A 16,184-nucleotide genomic window follows, 5' to 3' on the forward strand; every position below is an offset into this window, starting at 1 on the left:
TGATCGCTGGCGAGCTGTCATGCCATGACTTGTGGCTGAAATGCGTGTCGGTCGACACTGCGAATACTTCAACGCCCATGGCTTGCAGGTCCGCATATTGGTCAGCAAGGTCTTCCAGCTCGGTTGGACATACAAATGTCCAGTCAGCAGGGTAAAAGAAGAAAACGCCCCACTTGCCCTTTACGTCGGCGTCGGAAACTTCAACGAACTTGCCAGCCTTGTACGACTGCGTTGTGAACGGCTTAATGCTTGAACCGATGATACCCATGTAAAATCCTTTCGATGGTGGTTTTTGAAATTCTGACGCTCCCCAACACGAATTCTATCATTTAGTCCAGCAACCGTTTTTGCAATGACTAATCGTTTTTTCCGATAATTCGATAAGGGGACGCGGTGCAGTGTATCCGGGATGTATTACACATAACTATCCGACAGGCTTGCCGCAATGGACGAACGCTTTTGGACGGTTGAAATCGCCGACCAAGAATGACGTTTGAAAATTTTACATGAAGTTGCGTTATAATGTGAAATCCACCTTGCCGACGGACGCCTTCCCGTGCACCTGTTACTGCATAAACCGATTTGAGGGGGAGATGCGTGGTATGAAAAACGACGCGTTGAAGAATGTCATTGTCATCTTGGCTGCGGCCCTAACGGCTTGCGGCGGTGGCGGTAGCAGCTCTGGCGGCGGAAACGTTACAGTTCCGCAAACGCCGCCCACTTCACCACCGACATCGTCGGCGTGCAGCCTGAGCAGCCGGCAAGATTTTGCCTTTTCGGTTTTGAATGAATGGTATTTGTTTCCAGAAACCCTTCCGGGGTCATTGGCAACGGCGCCTTATACATCCGTGCAATCCTATATTGATGCGCTTACCGCCAATGCGCGGGCACAGGGGCGTGATCGGAACTTTACCTATGTGACGTCCATTCGGGAAGAAAACGCCTATTACGCATCGGGTTCGACGGCGGGTCTGGGCGTGCGTCTCGCGTATCAGGGCAACCGGCTTTTCGTGATTGAGGCGTTTGAGGGTGCACCAGCGCTTGCTGCGGGCATTGATCGCGGAACCGAAGTTCTGGCGATTGGAACCGACGCCGCAAATCTAACGCCCGTCGCTGATATCATCACCGCGCAGGGAACAAGTGGCATTACGAGCGCGCTTGGACCGAGCACGGTTGGCACAAGCCGGGTGTTGCGCATTACCGACGCGGGCGGCGCGCGGAATGTCACGGTGGCAAAGGCCGACTATAATATAGCCCCATTGTCGCCGCGATATGGCGTGAGAGTGATCGATAATGGTGGTCAGCGCGTTGGTTACATCAACATGCGTACGTTTATTTCAACCGCAGACAACCAGTTGCGCACCGCGTTTGCCGATTTCCGGGCTCAGGGTATCACGCATTTTGTTATCGATTTCCGGTACAATGGCGGCGGGCTGGTTTCGACCGCCGAACTGATGGGCGACCTGATGGCTGGCAACCGCTTTTCCAGCGACATCTTTACGGTCACGCGTTTTCGTGCGTCAAAATCATCCAACAATGAAACCCGTCGTTTTACGCCAACTACGCAGTCGGTTTCGCCCATTAAAATTGCCTTTATTGCAACCGGTGCGACCGCTTCGGCCAGCGAGTTGGTGATGAACAGCTTCGTGCCCTATTTGGGCGTGAATGCGGCACTGATCGGCAGCAACAGTTTTGGCAAACCCATCGGACAAATCGCGCTGGACCAGTCCGCATGCGATGACCGAATTCGTGTTGTTGCCTTTGCCAAAGAAAATGCAGCCGGACAGGGCGACTATTATTCCGGACTGGCGGGCACGATGCGCGCCACATGCGCGGCAGCGGACGATATTAGCCGGCCCTTGGGCGATCCGCTCGAGGCATCATTGCGGACCGCGTTGGACTTTGTGGCTGGCCGCAGTTGCACGCCGGTGGTCGTTGCCCAAACCGCGCAAAGCACTTCCACGCGCTCCGAACGCCGGGTGCTTCCGGTGCCCATAGATGCGCGCGCCGCCCAACGCGAAGTGCCAGGTTTGTTTTAAAGGTTCCGAACGGCAATAAAGACGTCAGCGCGCCGGGTCAGTTCTTTTCCGCTGACAACTGCACCAGAGCCAACACATGCGGCGTATGTTCTTTGCGGCAAATCAGCAGGTCGGGCATGTACACATCACGCTGGTTATAGACCAACGGACTGCCGTCGACACGGCTAACGTGCAGGCCACAGGCAGCCGCGACCGCAACGGGTGCGCAGCTATCCCATTCATATTGCCCGCCGGTGTGCAGATAGATATCGGCCTCGCCGCGGACCACGGCCATCGCTTTGGCGCCTGCAGACCCCATGGGAATGAGCTCAGCGCCCAATGCTTCGGCAACGGCCACAGCCTCCGGTGCCGGGCGCGTCCGACTAACCACCATGCGGAGTTGTGCAGGGGCCGGGGGGATGATGGCTGGTTGATCCGTGCGCAGAACCAAATCCAATGCCGGAAGCGCAACGGCGCCAATGACGGGCGCACCGTCGATTGCCAGCGCGACATGAACCGCCCAATCGGACCTGCCTTCGCTATATTCGCGGGTGCCATCGACCGGGTCGATAATCCAAACGCGCGATTTTGAAAGGCGGGCGTCGGTGTCTTTGCTTTCTTCCGACAAAAGACCGTCATCAGGGCGTTGTTCCGCAAGCGTGCGGATCAGATATTGGTTGGCGGCTTGATCGCCCGCGTTGCCCAATTCCTTCGCGACCAACCCACTGGTCTCACGCATTTCGAGAACCAGCGCGCCTGCGGCCTTTGCCAAATATGCGGCAAGCTCTGTATCGTCAGCGATGATCGTCATTTGAGCGGCATCAACTGGCGGACGATATACTCTGCGGCCTCGGCCGGGCTCATCTCGACGGTGTTCACGCGAATGTCGGGATGTTCAGGTGGTTCATAGGGGCTGTCGATGCCGGTGAAGTTTTTAAGTTGGCCAGCGCGGGCCTTTTTATACAAGCCCTTCACATCGCGCGCTTCGGCGACTTCCAGCGGCGTATCAACGAAGATTTCGACAAATTCGCCCTCGGGTAACATCGCCCGCACCATGTCGCGCTCGGCGCGGAATGGTGAAATGAACGCGGTCAGGACAATCAGCCCCGCATCCGCCATCAGTTTAGCGACTTCGCCTACACGGCGGATATTTTCGATCCGGTCGGTTTCGGTGAAGCCCAAATCCTTGTTCAACCCGTGCCGCACATTGTCACCGTCAAGCAGGAAGGTGTGCCGGTTCATCAAGTGAAGCGCCTTTTCCACCTCGTTCGCGATGGTGGATTTTCCTGACCCCGACAGGCCGGTGAACCACAAAATCCTCGGCTTTTGGTTCTTCAACATGGCGTGCGCGTCACGACTGATGTCGGTGGCCTGCCAATGGACATTTTGTGCGCGGCGCAGCGAAAAGTGCAGCATTCCGGCAGCAACGGTTGCGTTGCTGATCTTGTCGATCAGGATGAAACCACCGAGTGCGTGGTTGTCCGCATAAGGCGCGAACACAATGGGCTTGTCGGTCGAAATCTCCGCAACACCAATCGCGTTTAGCTCCAGCGTTTTGGCCGCCATATGCTCCATGCTGTTCACATTGACGGTATATTTCGGCGCTTGCACCGTCGCTGAAACCATCTGCGTTCCAAGCTTCAACCAATAAGAACGGCCAGGGACAAGCGCGTCATCCGCCATCCACACAATGGTGCTTTCGAACTGGTCGGCGACTTCTGGCGGATTGTCAGCCGCGGCGATCACATCACCGCGTGAACAATCGATTTCGTCATTAAAGCACAAGGTGACTGATTGGCCGGCAACGGCTTCCTGAAGCTCGCCATCAAGTGTTACGATTTTCTTGATCGTTGTCGTCTTACCCGATGGCAAAACACGAATGGCGTCGCCCGGGTGCACGGTCCCCGTCGCAATTTGGCCGGAAAACCCGCGGAAATCGAGATTTGGCCGATTGACCCATTGGACCGCCATGCGCAGCGGTTTGGCCTGGTCAGCGTCATTATCGAGCGCAACCGTCTCCAGATGCGCCATTAGCGGCAGGCCCGTATACCAAGGGGTGTTTGCCGATGTGTCGGTAATGTTGTCGCCCTTGAAACCCGAAATGGGCATCGGCGTGAAATCGCTGATGCCGATACTGGCCGCAAATTCGGTATAATCGGCCACGATGGCGTCATATTGGGCCTGATCATAGTCGATCAGGTCCATCTTGTTCACCGCGAGCACGACGTTCCGTATACCCAGCAGCTTCGCAAGATAGCTATGCCGGCGCGTCTGCACGAGGACACCCTTGCGCGCATCAATCAAGATAACCGCGAGGTCCGCCGTCGATGCTCCAGTGACCATATTGCGGGTATATTGTTCATGCCCCGGGCAATCGGCGACGATGAATTTGCGTTTTTCTGTGGCGAAGAAGCGATAGGCGACGTCAATCGTGATGCCCTGTTCGCGTTCGGCGGCCAGCCCATCCACCAGCAGCGCAAAGTCAATGTCCTGACCTTGGGTGCCCATGCGTTTGGAATCGGACTCCAGCGTCGCCAGTTGATCTTCAAAGATCATTTTTGAATCGTACAGCAACCTGCCGATCAGTGTGGACTTGCCATCATCAACCGAACCGCAGGTGATAAAGCGCAGCAGCGATTTGTGCTGATGGATATCCAAATAGGCGTCGATATCCGAAGCAATCAGGTCATCGGCTTTATAGACGACGGGGCTGTCTAGGGATGTAGTCATTAGAAATACCCCTCCTGCTTCTTCTTTTCCATGCTGGCGGCCTGATCATGGTCAATGGCCCGCCCTTGGCGTTCGGAGGTGGTGGTCAGCAGCATTTCTTGAATGACTTCGGGTAATGTGGATGCCGAGCTTTCGACCGCACCCGTCAGCGGGTAGCAGCCCAGCGTTCGGAACCGGATGGACCGTTCCACAGGCACTTCGCCATCCTGTAATGGAAAACGTTCGTCATCAATCATCAGCAGCATGCCATCGCGTGTTACCGTTGGACGCGGCGCGCTGAAATAGAGCGGCACAATCTCGATATTTTCGAGATGGATATATTGCCAGATGTCCAGCTCCGTCCAGTTCGAGATGGGAAATACCCGGATGCTTTCGGACTTCGCCTTGCGGGCATTGTACAGATTCCAGAGTTCCGGGCGCTGGTTTTTGGGGTCCCAACCATGCGTCGCTGTCCGGAATGAAAAGATGCGCTCCTTGGCACGGCTTTTCTCTTCATCGCGGCGCGCACCGCCGAATGCGACATCAAAACCATGCTTATCGAGCGCTTGCTTCAGGCCCTCTGTCTTCCACATATCGGTATGCAGCGATCCATGATCGAACGGATTAATGCCCCGCGCAATTGCCTCGGGATTTTGGTGAACGATTAACTCCATACCCGCATCGCGGGCGGATTTTTCCCGCAGCGCATACATTGCCTTGAATTTCCAAGTTGTGTCGATGTGTAGCAACGGGAATGGCGGCGGCGAGGGGTAGAACGCCTTGCGCGCTAGATGCAGCATAACGGCGCTGTCTTTTCCGATGCTATACAGCATCACGGGCTTTTCCGCCTCGGCCACAACCTCGCGCATGATGTGGATCGCCTCAGCCTCAAGGCGCTCAAGATGGGTCAGCGTTTTCGTCATAGTCTGGTCACTTCCTGCAGACGCTACTGTCAGAACTGGACGCCGCCCGCAAACAAGACATTCTTGCCCCGTCGATTATCCCAGTTTCATACCCTGCCTACCAAGTCATAAACGATTTTCCTACGCCCAGTTTGTGAAGTTCCGATTGTACGCCACAAAAACCAACAGCAACGGCCGCTTCGTTTGTCTTTTCCGGTAGATAGACGCGCATAGGCGGGGCCAAGATGTTTGACAGAGCGCCCAATCCTGCGCCAATGTGCGGAGCGGGCATCTAACATTATCGATGATGGGTAAACATGCAAAGTTGCTTTGCGCGGGGGGAATAAAAATGGCGGAAAAGAAATTTGATATCATCGTATATGGGGCCACCAGCTTTGTCGGCCAGATCATCGTGCGCTACATGCAAGAGCAGTTCGCCGATGGATCGGTAAAATGGGCCATCGCAGGGCGTTCGCTCAGCAAGCTTACGCAGGTCCGCGATACGATTGGACTGCCGGGCATAGGCATTATCGTTGCTGATGCTGCGGATGAAGATGCGCTGAAGCACATGTGTGCGCAGACCACAGTCGTCATGTCGACGGTCGGCCCCTATGCGCTATATGGTGACGTGCTCGTTCAGGTCTGCGCCACCACGGGGACCCATTATTGCGATTTAACGGGCGAGCCGCAGTGGATCCGCAAAATGCAATTGCGGCATGAAGCTGACGCAATCAAAAGCGGCGCACGGATTGTGCATTGCTGCGGCTTTGACAGCATCCCGTCTGATCTGGGCGTCCACTTCCTGCAACGCGGCGCATTGGAACAATTCGGGCATAGTTGTGACCGGATAAACATGCGAGTTGTCAGCATGAAAGGCGGCGCGTCCGGCGGCACCATCGCAAGCATGATTAACATGGTCAAAGAAGCGGTCAGCGACGCTGATTTGCGACGCGAACTTAAAGACCCTTATAGCCTTTGCCCACAAAGCCATGGGTTCACTATCGCGCAGCCCGATGTGAAGATCGCATATGACAATGTCTATGGTGGTTGGATTGCGCCCTTCATCATGGCGGGTATCAACACACGGGTTGTGCATCGGTCAAACGCCCTCAGCCACAACAGCTATGGTACTGAATTCAAATATGAGGAAGCCGTGGTGACGGGGCAGGGCGGTTCCGGCAAGCAAAAGGCGCGCGCCGCGCATTGGGGTGCCAATGCGCTTATGATCGGTCTGGCCGTGCCCCCAATCCGCTGGCTGCTGGAAACTTTTGTGTTGCCAAAGCCGGGTGAGGGGCCAAGCGAAAAAGCCCAGCTTGAGGGGAATTTTGACATTGTTTTCCTCGGATCAACGGCCAAGGGAGAAACGATCCGTTGCCGCGTCACGGGGGATAGAGACCCAGGCTATGGATCAACGGCAAAGATGCTGTCCCAGGCCGCCGCCTGCCTTGCCAAAGACGTGCCTGACGATGTTCCGGGCGGCTTCTGGACGCCGGCAACGATTTTGGGTGATAAGCTGATCAAACGGCTTGAGGCGCATGCGGGCCTGACGTTCGAGAGACTGCCTTAGTTTGGCATCGTGACGTCGAACCGGTACCGGACGACTTGAAGGCAAAAGCGGATTACGAGCTGAAATGTTCGCGATAATGGTGTGCGCTTCTTTAAGAGACACTCACCTCAACATCTTGCGGCTCGCACCGTTTTGGCAAGGCTCCTGGTTGTGGTGCAACCTATGTGATGCCTAGCGCCACCGTATCGACAACAACGAACCCAGAATGTCTAGATAAGTCATTGAAATATATGGTGAGCCCTGCTGGGTTCGAACCAGCGACCTACTGATTAAAAGTTACAATTTCCTATAAGCTTTACAATATGATATTAGGTAGTGTATTACAAGTGTGTACTACTTAATTTGCGTATATTCAGTGAGATAGCACGATGGCTTCGCAACAATCACGTCATTCGCTTGATGGACCAGTTACGACAATACGTCGTGGTGTCGCTATCTATAAAAAGCTTTCAAGTCCGTTTTGGTACGCAAGAGTGTGGGACACACGCTCTAAGCGAAATATCGTTAGGTCAACGAGAGAGACTGGAAAGATCAAAGCAAGGCAGTTTGCTGAAGATCTTGCGATTGAGATTCTTGGTGGGAAACCACAAATAGCAAAAGAGTACACATTCAAGCACTTTGCTTTGCGACTAATCACTATCAGTCGCACAATGGTTGAGCTTGGGCAGCGTAATGCAAATTACGTGAATACAATCGTCACATTCTTGGACAACAAGGAGTGGGGTTTGCAGAAGCAGTTTCAGCATCGTGATGTGCGAGAGCTGCGAACGAAGGACTATGCTGACTTTCTAGACAAGCTTGCCAAAGACCGTCCAGATTTGTCTGATTCCACTCGCAATATGATGACTGCGACATTTCGCAACGTGCTGAAGGTCGCAGTACGTGAGGGCGTAATTGATGCAGTTCCAGCGACACCACGTGATCGTCAGCGTGACAATCCACGAGCGTTTCTGCCGTTCTATCCACTCGTCAGTCGTAAAGACTGCGCATACACGAGGGTTCGCAACGCTGTGCGCACACTTACTAAAGAGCATCGTGAGTTCATCACAAAAGCTGCAAAGAGTGGAAGTGCAAAATCAATCTACAACGAGCAAAAGCTTCGTATTGTCCCCATCACGAGTGAACTTGGCGATCTTATCGTCTTTGCTGTGAACACATTCGTTCGTCCCACGACCAGCGAGCTTTATGCACTAAAGCACCAAGACATAACCATCGCTGAGAACCCACGTCGTTTGCTCGTCACAGTGAGAAGAGGGAAAACGGGCTTTAGGTTGGCAACTTCAATGGAAAATGCTGTGGATGTATACAAGCGCATCTGCGCACGTAATCCAGATGCTCAGCCAAGCGATTATCTGTTCTTTCCATCATATCAGAACCGCAGCACCGTGCGAGATATCGTACAGCGTCAATTTGGTGTGGCGCTGCAAAGAGCAAATGTCGTCAATGATCCTATCGCTGGACTCAAGTATTCAGTTTACTCACTGAGACACACAGCAATCTGTATGCGCATCATTCTTGGTGGTGGTAACGTAGATATCTACACGTTGGCAAAAAACGCTGGAACGAGCGTAGATCAGATTGAACGCTTCTATGCGAAGCACCTACCCATCAGTGCAGAGCTTGCTCGTAACCTTCATCACTTTGAGCGTGAGTTGAAGAAGGAGCTGGAAGTGGATGTTTTGGCAGATGGCGACACAGATCGCAGTCTTGCTACTCCTGGAAAACGCAAACTTAAAAGTTTGAAGTAAGCTCAATCAGTGCTGAGGCTGTCTTGTCGGTTTAACCGACAACAGCAAGATACTGTGTCAAACCTAGTAACTTGATGTGCTTGGCTCAACCACACATTGAAAAGAGTCTGGTGCAAGACACTTTGCTGTGTCGTGTAAACCGACAATGCTGCTCAGACCAGTTCAAGCTCAACTGCTTGCTCGTTAATTAGCTGGTGACAGCGTTCGCTGAGGCTTAAAAATTGCTGACCTACGTGGCGATGAGACGGCGACGTAACAATCTGCTCTCCAGCTTTCTGAAGTCTGCTTGCACAGATTGCTAACACGCCCATGCTTGGTTCTGCCTTCTTCATGCGAAGCGTTCGTAAATAGCATTCGCTATGAGCAAGCCATAATTCTGAGTATTCAGACTCAGTAGAAACAATTCCTTTTGATTTTAGTAAATCAAAGGCTTCCATGATCAGTTTTTTTCGCAATTTATTCTCCGTTGATAAATACTGAGAGTGAACATATTTTTGAAAAACATGCTCTTCTGAATATATTTATCAACGAGGTTTAATTGAGTTACATTTTTAACGTCAAAAAGGGTTGGTCTGATTGGGCATTATCTGAAGACTGGAACATCTACGGCACTCTCAATTTCTCAGTGGAGCGCAAGCCAACATTCGCTGAAGCGCAACGTAAATGGGCGTTGTTCTGGAACGTTGTGGATCGGCTTTGTTATGGGAAAGGCAACGGTGCTCAGCGAAGAATATCACGCTATGTATATGCCCACAAAGGCAGCAATGGTGATAATGCGCACATACATTTTCTCGCCAAAGTTGATGGTGACGTGCGAGAGTTCTGCATTCTGCTTAATGCACTTTGGGCAAGCATGGAGCATGTTGGTGGAGCAATAGCTGATCAGAACGAGATACTGCCTGTGTTCAACATACAGAAGGTATCAGCATATCTGATGCACGAAGATCACGGCTACGAGATGAATGGCTTTTGCGAGAAGCTCACGCATCTCCCCAAAGACGCAATAGCAATGCGTCACAATGCAGTGACTCTGCTGAGGTCAGCTGCCAATCGCTTTCAGCATCTCAATGATGCAGCGATTGCCTTTGATAAGCACTTTGAACGTGCAGAGCAGCGATATAATAGGCGCAACGCAAACTAACTGACGGCTATGCTGTGGTGAAATGGTGCGTCTTTTGGACATGACGATGTGCTGAGTGAATTCAGCGCATGTCATTATAATACCCAAAATAATGATGATCAGTTTCTCATTAACAAAACACTGGAAGTTAATGAAAATCGCTAAGGTCGTTGGAAACCAATAAAATCAGTTTGGAGATTTCTGGTAGGATCAAATGTCTGATTAATTTATATTTCTCTCATAGCAAAAGTTAATGAGAGATAGGTAAAATGGCAAAAGCAAAGGTTCTTACTAAAGACGAAATCAAGCGAGTGATGCGTATCGCTGACACAGGAAACAACGGTCTTCGTGACCGTGTCGCACTGTCACTCAGTATCTTGGCTGGTATGCGCATTGGAGAAATTGCCGCTTTGAAGATTTCTGACATTCGCGGAATTGATGGACGAGCAGTAGAGGTCATCAATCTCAGCAAGCATCAAACGAAGGGCAATCGCTCACGGCGTGTCTTCATCTCAGATGCCCTTCGCCAAATCCTAAATCAATATCTTGCTCAGATTAGCCAGCTTGATGATAGCAAAGCGTTCATTCGCTCATCGCGGACTGGCAACCATTTTAGTAACATCAGTCTCAGTCTTCGCTTCAAAGCAACTTATGCCGCTGCTGGCATCAAAACGAGCAGTCATTCTGGGCGAAGGACATTTGCGACTAGATTGAATGCAGCTGGCATTGGGATGGCAACGATTCAGCAAGCTATGGGTCACGCTAACATCGCTACTACTGCTGGATATTGCTGGGTAAGTGATGAGCAATTGGCAAACGCAGTTAATGTGATCTGAGCGCAAACCACATAAGTTCAATTACTGGAATTTGGGCATTTCTTCTGCTGCATAAACAAAAAACAGCCTCACGCTCGTGAGGCTGTTAAGTTTGTTTGGGTCTAGGTCGCAAATGCTAGTCAAGCGGCTGGGGGGCAATGATCCAGCCCTTACTAAAGTGCTTCGTCATTGATTTGCCGCAATACTTGCAACGGGAGGTCACTCCATCTGCAGTCGCTCTGGCGTAACCTTTGGACCGATGATGCTTTCCTAAAGTACAAAAAAATAGTCTGCGTATTACCCACACCACAACTTTGCACCTCAGCGAAACTTCACGAGAAACACCGTCTATGGTTCATAACAATCTGTAAACTTTCATATTTGATAGTTTTATTTAATAGCATTCATCAATATTGAAATAAAATTTCATTTTTACAATTCAATGATAGATTGCTGAAATAATATTAGGGTAATGTATGATTGATGAAATCACAAAGATATTTAATTTCCAGAGTTCAACAAAAATAAAATGTCTGCACAATGAAATAATAATGATAAAAGAAATATTAGAAAATGGACCTCTTCCATCATTAGATCTAATGAAAAAAACGGGCAGATCTATTTCTGGTCACAACCAAGACTTAAAAAGACTCTTAGATATTGGAGCAATAAATGTACAAATATCGGAATTTGATAAAAGAAAAAGAATATATGATATATCAGAGGATTTAATATATAAATTTAGAATTTAATAAAATTGAAAAAATCAAAACTGACGGAGTCGGTTGAACGACAGTGTGCAAGCTGCCCATTCGTGACACCCAAGATACGCTCGGCTTCTGCTGACAAAGCTACTAGAGGTTTTGCCCACTCATCAAATTCGTCCTCTTCGTCCCAACGATTGACAGCGTAGTAGTGAATTATTTCACCCTTCTCTGGACTGAGTGCGCTTGTCTCAAGCTGAATGATAAGTTCACGCTTCAAGCCGCGAGTGCCAGCGAGATAGAGTTCCAACCCATCTTGCATATAAAGTTCAAACAGACTGTCGTGGAGCCGCTTCTGGCTTTGCATTAGCTTGTCGTTCATGATGCAATTGCTTTGGCAGCAAGACGAAACGATCTTTCGTCATCGTTTTGTCCATATGTGAAATTGCGTAACTGCTTTTGCTGATCATCTAACGATGTATCAGCTTGGCGAATTCCTTTCTGAATTGAAGAAAGCTCCTTAGAGCGGTTCTCAGAACCGTCGTCACCATTTTGGGCATCTGCATTGCTTGGCTTAGGTTTCTGCGTGTGGGCTGTCTTCTGTGGAGTTTGCTTAGGTGGTTTGGACTTTCGTGAACGGCACTGTTTAGCAAGTGCATAATTTCTGCTCACCAAAACGGTAACCAACTGCGATGCAACGCCCATCAGTAGATCAATGTCAGCCTTAATCTCTTTGCTCTCACTCTCAGCTGTCAGCTTGGGCAGTAGCAAGACTGCTCGTTTAATCTGTTCTCGTACGTTCATTTGTACACTCCATTACGAGTGTATTTATCACGCTGTGACACATCGTTGTTACAACGATTCCCATCAAATCAATCACTTACGGTTTGTGTATTACTGTGTACTACTTTTCCCACAGATAATAAGAGAGTGCAAAAACACTCTCAAATTATTGATTTAATTGAAATATATGGTGAGCCCTGCTGGGTTCGAACCAGCGACCTACTGATTAAAAGTCAGTTGCTCTACCGACTGAGCTAAGGGCCCCCAACCAGACCGCGAATTGGTCCGTGCGAGAGCGCTCCCCCTAATGGCGGGAACTTGTGCGGTCAAGCGCCTTTGGTCGGTTAAATCGCGATTGTAGCTGCCTTATGGTCAGGCCCGTTAGAGGTTCACGCCAATCGGGGGCAATCATGGCCGCAGGGGTCAGGGCAAATCCCCGCGAACATAGTCCGGGATGGGGAATGGCCAAGGCCGGATTGCTGTCCGCCCACACGCCGCCGGACCACAACAGGATATCCAGGTCGAGCACGCGCGCGCGCCAGCTTTGGCCGCGCCGGACGCGTCCGAAGTGGTGCTCAATCTCTTGCAGGCGCGCCAGCAGAGCAGGGGGTTCAAGGTCGGTGGACACAAGCGCCGCGGCATTTGCAAATAAGCGTGAGGACGGCCCGATGGGGCTCGATTGGATCGTCGCCGAATGCGCGAAGACGTCGATATCGTCCATTTCCAACGCGGCTACCGCTTGCACGATGATCTTGCTTGGCGCGCCAATGATTGCATGTGGCTGATTAGAGCCAATGCCGATGAGGTAGAGATGTGACAGCTTAGATATCCTCTACCAGCCGGCTGTACAATTGCGGGCGCCGGTCGCGGAAGAAGCCCATGCTTGCGCGGTGGGCGCGGGCTTGGTCCAGATCGAATGTTGCGACCAATATGCCGGTTTCAGCATCATCCAAATCGCAAACGACATCGCCCCATTCGTTGGCGATGAAGCTGGTGCCATAGAATTTTTGTGCCAGACCGCCATGGTCGCTTTCCGCGCCGATGCGGTTTGCCGCGATGACGGGCATGCAGTTTGATACCGCGTGGCCCACCATGGCCCGGCGCCACATGTGCCGTGTATCCAACGTTGCATCCTGTGGCTCTGCGCCGATGGCGGTGGGATAGAACAGCAGCTCAGCGCCCATTAACGCCATGGCCCGTGCGCATTCGGGGTACCATTGGTCCCAGCAGATGCCGACGCCGATTTGCGTGCCAAAAACTTCCCAGACTTTGAACCCGGTGTTGCCTGGGCGGAAATAATATTTTTCCTGATAGCCGGGGCCGTCGGGAATATGGCTTTTGCGATAGATGCCGATGATTTCGCCATCAGGACCAATCATCGCGACGCTGTTATAGAAATGCGCGCCATCACGTTCGAAAAAGCTTGTGGGAATGGCAACGCCAAGTCGCTTGGCAAGTTTCGCCATGGCGACGACTGATGGATGCTCACGCGTTGGCCGCGCGCGTGCGAAATGTTCTTCTTCCTGCGTTTTGCAGAAATAGGGGCCTGAAAACAGTTCAGGCGGCAGGATGATTTGCGCGCCTTGCTCTGCGGCCTGTGACACGAGGTCGCATACAGCATCGATGTTTTCGGCTTCGCTTGCCGACAGGGGCAGTTGCAACGCGGCAACGGTGATATTTCGGGTCATACCGTGTCTATAGCCGGACGCCGAAACGCGCTGCAATCACGATTGTTATCATATGCAATAATATTGCCGTCGCTATTCCCGCGACCAGCGTGCCCCGCAGGCGATGCCCCAACCGCAAAATCCACGGCATTAAGAGGGGCATCGGCCGGCTGGGCAGCTCTCATCCAACAATCAGGGTCGTTTTTTGAACAGCAAGGTCATGCGGTCGGTTTCACCGATGGCTTCATACTTTGCGCGGTCGACATCTTTCAAACGCAATGCCGGCGGAAGCGTCCAAACGCCATCGGGCCAATTTGCGCTGTCCTTTGGATTGGCGTTGACTTCGCTTTTGGCGACCAGCTCAAATCCGTTCACTTCCATGAACTTGATGATATCGGCCTCACGCATATAGCCCTTGGTGCCATTGGCGTAGCTGAACGGCGCGTCTGGCTTGGCGCGATGCTGTTCGATGCCCAGTAAGCCATCATCTTTTAACAGGTCACGCATCGCCTTGATTTCGGCGTCCGCGATGTTCCAGTTCATCATATTGTGCATCATGCGCATGACAAGGATGCGGTCAAACGACCCCTTTGCGCCGTCTGGAATTTCGCTGAGCGAAAACGCGTTAAAATCTGTCGCTGGACGTCCGGATACGGCCGCGACATCAGCAGGGAACTTTGCAATGCTCGCGGCGATGCCGGCTTTCTGTTGATCGCTGAAATGGCTTTTCGTGCCGAAATACAGGCCGGTATATTTCCCTTTTTCGTTCACATAACGGCCAAGGATACGCGAAACCCATGCACCGCCCGGGGCATATTCGCCAATCACATGGTCAGGGTGCAAACGGAAGAATTCGAACGTTTCGGCAGGGTGGCGATATTGGTCGCGCTTGGCATCGGCACCGCGCGACGGGTCGGCGAGGATTTTTGCAAGCCGTTCGCTATGTGCCTTATGCATTTTGTCATGCTCGGCTTTGCTCATGCTGTGATGGTCAGCAAAGGCAGGTGCTGCAAGCGCAGTGGCGGCGAGGGCAATTAGAAAAGTCTTTTTCATTGGGGGCGTCCTCTTGGTTGGTTGTTTTGGGATTATGCAATGTTTTGCGTCGATATCCAATATAGTCAAACGGGCACTTGCTGGCTTGAACAGTGAAAGCTTCCGCCGCCGGTCAATACAGCATCCGCCATGACACCGATAACGTCGCGTTCGGGGTAGATACTGGCTAACACGTCAATCGCGGCATCATCGTTCGCGCCGCCATAAATCGGTACGACGACAGTGCGGTTGCCGATGTAGAAATTCATATAACTTGCCGGCACGATTTCCCCGTCTTGTTCAAAACGGCCAACCGAGGGCATCAGCGTCACTTTGCATCCGAACGCTTCGGCGCGCGCGCGGGCATCTTCAAAGACGGCTTGGTTTGGATCATCGGGTCCAGCGCTGCTTGGAACCAGAATATGGTTCGGGCCAACAAAGCGGGCCAAATTATCAATATGGCCGTCGGTATGGTCGTTGGCGAGGCCGTCTCCCAACCAAAGCAACCGTTCTATCCCCAAATCAGCGCGCAGCCGCTCTTCAATCGCGGCTTTATCAAGCATTGGGTTGCGGTTCGGGTTTAACAGGCAATCGACGGTTGTCGCGGCAAGGCCTTCACCGTCGACGTCAATCGATCCGCCCTCCAATATCCAGTCCGCCTGTGCAATTTCAAAACCAAAATCTGCAGCCAGTTCATCGCCAATGGTTGTATCGCCGGGATAGTCGAACCGGTTTCCCCAACCATTGAAACCAAAATTACGGGCAATCCGTCGGTCCCCATCTTTCACGATGATGCAGCCTGTATCACGCAACCAGACATCGCCAATGTGGCGCAGTTCCACATGGACGCCGGCGTCAACGAGTCCCTGGGCAACGGCCATGGCCTCTGCATTACCGGCAATCACATGTACGCGTTCGCCCTGGCCCGATGCGTGTACCGCATTGGCAAAGGCGGCCATCTGCTGCTGCGCACGTTGCAGCGGCGCACCCCAATATTCCGCAGAACTGGGAAAGCCAATCCAGACGGCTTCATGGGGCGCCCATTCGGCGGGCATACGGAACGTCATTGGCTTATTTCCCGTTGCGGCTCTTGTCGCGGACAGCGCGGAATTCGTCGCC

The 16,184-nt window shown here is 52.0% G+C and carries 17 protein-coding genes and 1 tRNA gene; 6 read left to right on the forward strand and 12 right to left on the reverse strand.

Features of this window, described 5'->3' with window-relative positions; all coding sequences use genetic code 11:
- Positions 1 to 268, reverse strand: a 268-nt coding sequence (locus ACILQA_RS04855; protein ID WP_395628668.1) for a redoxin domain-containing protein, incomplete at its 3' end; no start/stop codon positions are given.
- A gap of 325 nt (positions 269 to 593) precedes the next feature.
- On the opposite strand from ACILQA_RS04855, the gene ACILQA_RS04860 reads away from it, so the two are divergent.
- Positions 594 to 2,039, forward strand: a complete 1,446-nt coding sequence (locus ACILQA_RS04860; protein WP_395628669.1) for a S41 family peptidase — start codon at positions 594 to 596, stop codon at positions 2,037 to 2,039.
- Between the two features lie 37 nt (positions 2,040 to 2,076).
- Here the strand turns inward: ACILQA_RS04860 and ACILQA_RS04865 are convergent, their stop codons facing one another.
- Genes ACILQA_RS04865 through cysD form a run of 3 tightly spaced genes read right to left on the reverse strand, consistent with a single transcriptional unit; the run spans position 2,077 to position 5,683 of the window.
- On the reverse strand, positions 2,077 to 2,829 hold the full coding sequence (locus ACILQA_RS04865) for a 3'(2'),5'-bisphosphate nucleotidase CysQ (RefSeq protein WP_395628670.1): 753 nt from the start codon (positions 2,827 to 2,829) through the stop codon (positions 2,077 to 2,079).
- Positions 2,826 to 4,748 (reverse strand): sulfate adenylyltransferase subunit CysN, encoded by a 1,923-nt coding sequence (cysN, locus tag ACILQA_RS04870; RefSeq protein ID WP_395628671.1) that lies wholly within the window; start codon positions 4,746 to 4,748, stop codon positions 2,826 to 2,828. Before cysN ends, ACILQA_RS04865 begins: the two co-directional genes overlap by 4 nt.
- Positions 4,748 to 5,683, reverse strand: coding sequence for a sulfate adenylyltransferase subunit CysD (gene cysD / locus ACILQA_RS04875; RefSeq protein ID WP_395628684.1), 936 nt, complete (start codon positions 5,681 to 5,683; stop codon positions 4,748 to 4,750). Before cysD ends, cysN begins: the two co-directional genes overlap by 1 nt.
- A gap of 295 nt (positions 5,684 to 5,978) precedes the next feature.
- On the opposite strand from cysD, the gene ACILQA_RS04880 reads away from it, so the two are divergent.
- Together ACILQA_RS04880 and ACILQA_RS04885 are read left to right on the forward strand one after the other, a co-directional pair.
- Positions 5,979 to 7,196, forward strand: a complete 1,218-nt coding sequence (locus tag ACILQA_RS04880) for a saccharopine dehydrogenase family protein (protein ID WP_395628672.1) — start codon at positions 5,979 to 5,981, stop codon at positions 7,194 to 7,196.
- A 368-nt stretch (positions 7,197 to 7,564) separates the two neighbouring features.
- Positions 7,565 to 8,944 (forward strand): hypothetical protein, encoded by a 1,380-nt coding sequence (locus tag ACILQA_RS04885; protein ID WP_395628673.1) that lies wholly within the window; start codon positions 7,565 to 7,567, stop codon positions 8,942 to 8,944.
- Between the two features lie 152 nt (positions 8,945 to 9,096).
- Here ACILQA_RS04885 and ACILQA_RS04890 read toward each other — a convergent pair whose 3' ends face one another.
- Positions 9,097 to 9,399: a DUF6626 family protein gene (locus ACILQA_RS04890; protein WP_395628674.1), complete on the reverse strand. Its 303-nt coding sequence runs from the start codon at positions 9,397 to 9,399 to the stop codon at positions 9,097 to 9,099.
- Between the two features lie 83 nt (positions 9,400 to 9,482).
- On the opposite strand from ACILQA_RS04890, the gene ACILQA_RS04895 reads away from it, so the two are divergent.
- The 3 genes from ACILQA_RS04895 to ACILQA_RS04905 all read left to right on the forward strand — a co-directional run bounded on the left by ACILQA_RS04895 (position 9,483) and on the right by ACILQA_RS04905 (position 11,631).
- Positions 9,483 to 10,085 carry a hypothetical protein gene (locus tag ACILQA_RS04895; protein WP_395628675.1) on the forward strand — a complete coding sequence of 201 codons (603 nt, stop codon included), beginning with the start codon at positions 9,483 to 9,485 and terminating at the stop codon, positions 10,083 to 10,085.
- Between the two features lie 248 nt (positions 10,086 to 10,333).
- The gene (locus ACILQA_RS04900; protein WP_395628676.1) at positions 10,334 to 10,900 is read left to right on the forward strand and encodes a tyrosine-type recombinase/integrase; all 567 of its coding nucleotides are present in this window, start codon (positions 10,334 to 10,336) and stop codon (positions 10,898 to 10,900) included.
- 455 nt (positions 10,901 to 11,355) lie between these two features.
- Positions 11,356 to 11,631 carry a hypothetical protein gene (locus ACILQA_RS04905; RefSeq protein ID WP_395628677.1) on the forward strand — a complete coding sequence of 92 codons (276 nt, stop codon included), beginning with the start codon at positions 11,356 to 11,358 and terminating at the stop codon, positions 11,629 to 11,631.
- On the opposite strand, the gene ACILQA_RS04910 is transcribed toward ACILQA_RS04905, so the two are convergent.
- The 7 genes from ACILQA_RS04910 to ACILQA_RS04940 form a co-directional block, all read right to left on the reverse strand.
- A complete protein-coding gene (locus ACILQA_RS04910) occupies positions 11,621 to 11,965 on the reverse strand; it encodes a hypothetical protein (RefSeq protein ID WP_395628678.1) in 345 nt (114 codons plus the stop codon). The two genes, ACILQA_RS04905 and ACILQA_RS04910, sit on opposite strands and share 11 nt — an antisense overlap.
- Positions 11,962 to 12,387 (reverse strand): hypothetical protein, encoded by a 426-nt coding sequence (locus ACILQA_RS04915; RefSeq protein WP_395628679.1) that lies wholly within the window; start codon positions 12,385 to 12,387, stop codon positions 11,962 to 11,964. The genes ACILQA_RS04910 and ACILQA_RS04915 overlap by 4 nt, the downstream gene beginning before the upstream one ends.
- Positions 12,388 to 12,554: 167 nt before the next feature.
- Positions 12,555 to 12,630: transfer RNA gene (locus ACILQA_RS04920), tRNA-Lys, on the reverse strand.
- A 40-nt stretch (positions 12,631 to 12,670) separates the two neighbouring features.
- Positions 12,671 to 13,111 (reverse strand): 2-amino-4-hydroxy-6-hydroxymethyldihydropteridine diphosphokinase, encoded by a 441-nt coding sequence (gene folK / locus ACILQA_RS04925; RefSeq protein ID WP_395628680.1) that lies wholly within the window; start codon positions 13,109 to 13,111, stop codon positions 12,671 to 12,673.
- A 76-nt stretch (positions 13,112 to 13,187) separates the two neighbouring features.
- Positions 13,188 to 14,054, reverse strand: coding sequence for an N-carbamoylputrescine amidase (aguB, locus tag ACILQA_RS04930; protein ID WP_395628681.1), 867 nt, complete (start codon positions 14,052 to 14,054; stop codon positions 13,188 to 13,190).
- Positions 14,055 to 14,225: 171 nt separating this feature from the next.
- Positions 14,226 to 15,086 carry a class I SAM-dependent methyltransferase gene (locus ACILQA_RS04935; RefSeq protein ID WP_395628682.1) on the reverse strand — a complete coding sequence of 287 codons (861 nt, stop codon included), beginning with the start codon at positions 15,084 to 15,086 and terminating at the stop codon, positions 14,226 to 14,228.
- 65 nt (positions 15,087 to 15,151) lie between these two features.
- A partial coding sequence (locus ACILQA_RS04940; protein WP_395628683.1) for an agmatine deiminase family protein occupies positions 15,152 to 16,184 on the reverse strand: 1,033 nt, incomplete at its 5' end.

Origin of the sequence: Sphingorhabdus sp., assembly GCF_044239005.1 — a bacterium.
Classification (GTDB): domain Bacteria; phylum Pseudomonadota; class Alphaproteobacteria; order Sphingomonadales; family Sphingomonadaceae; genus Sphingorhabdus_B.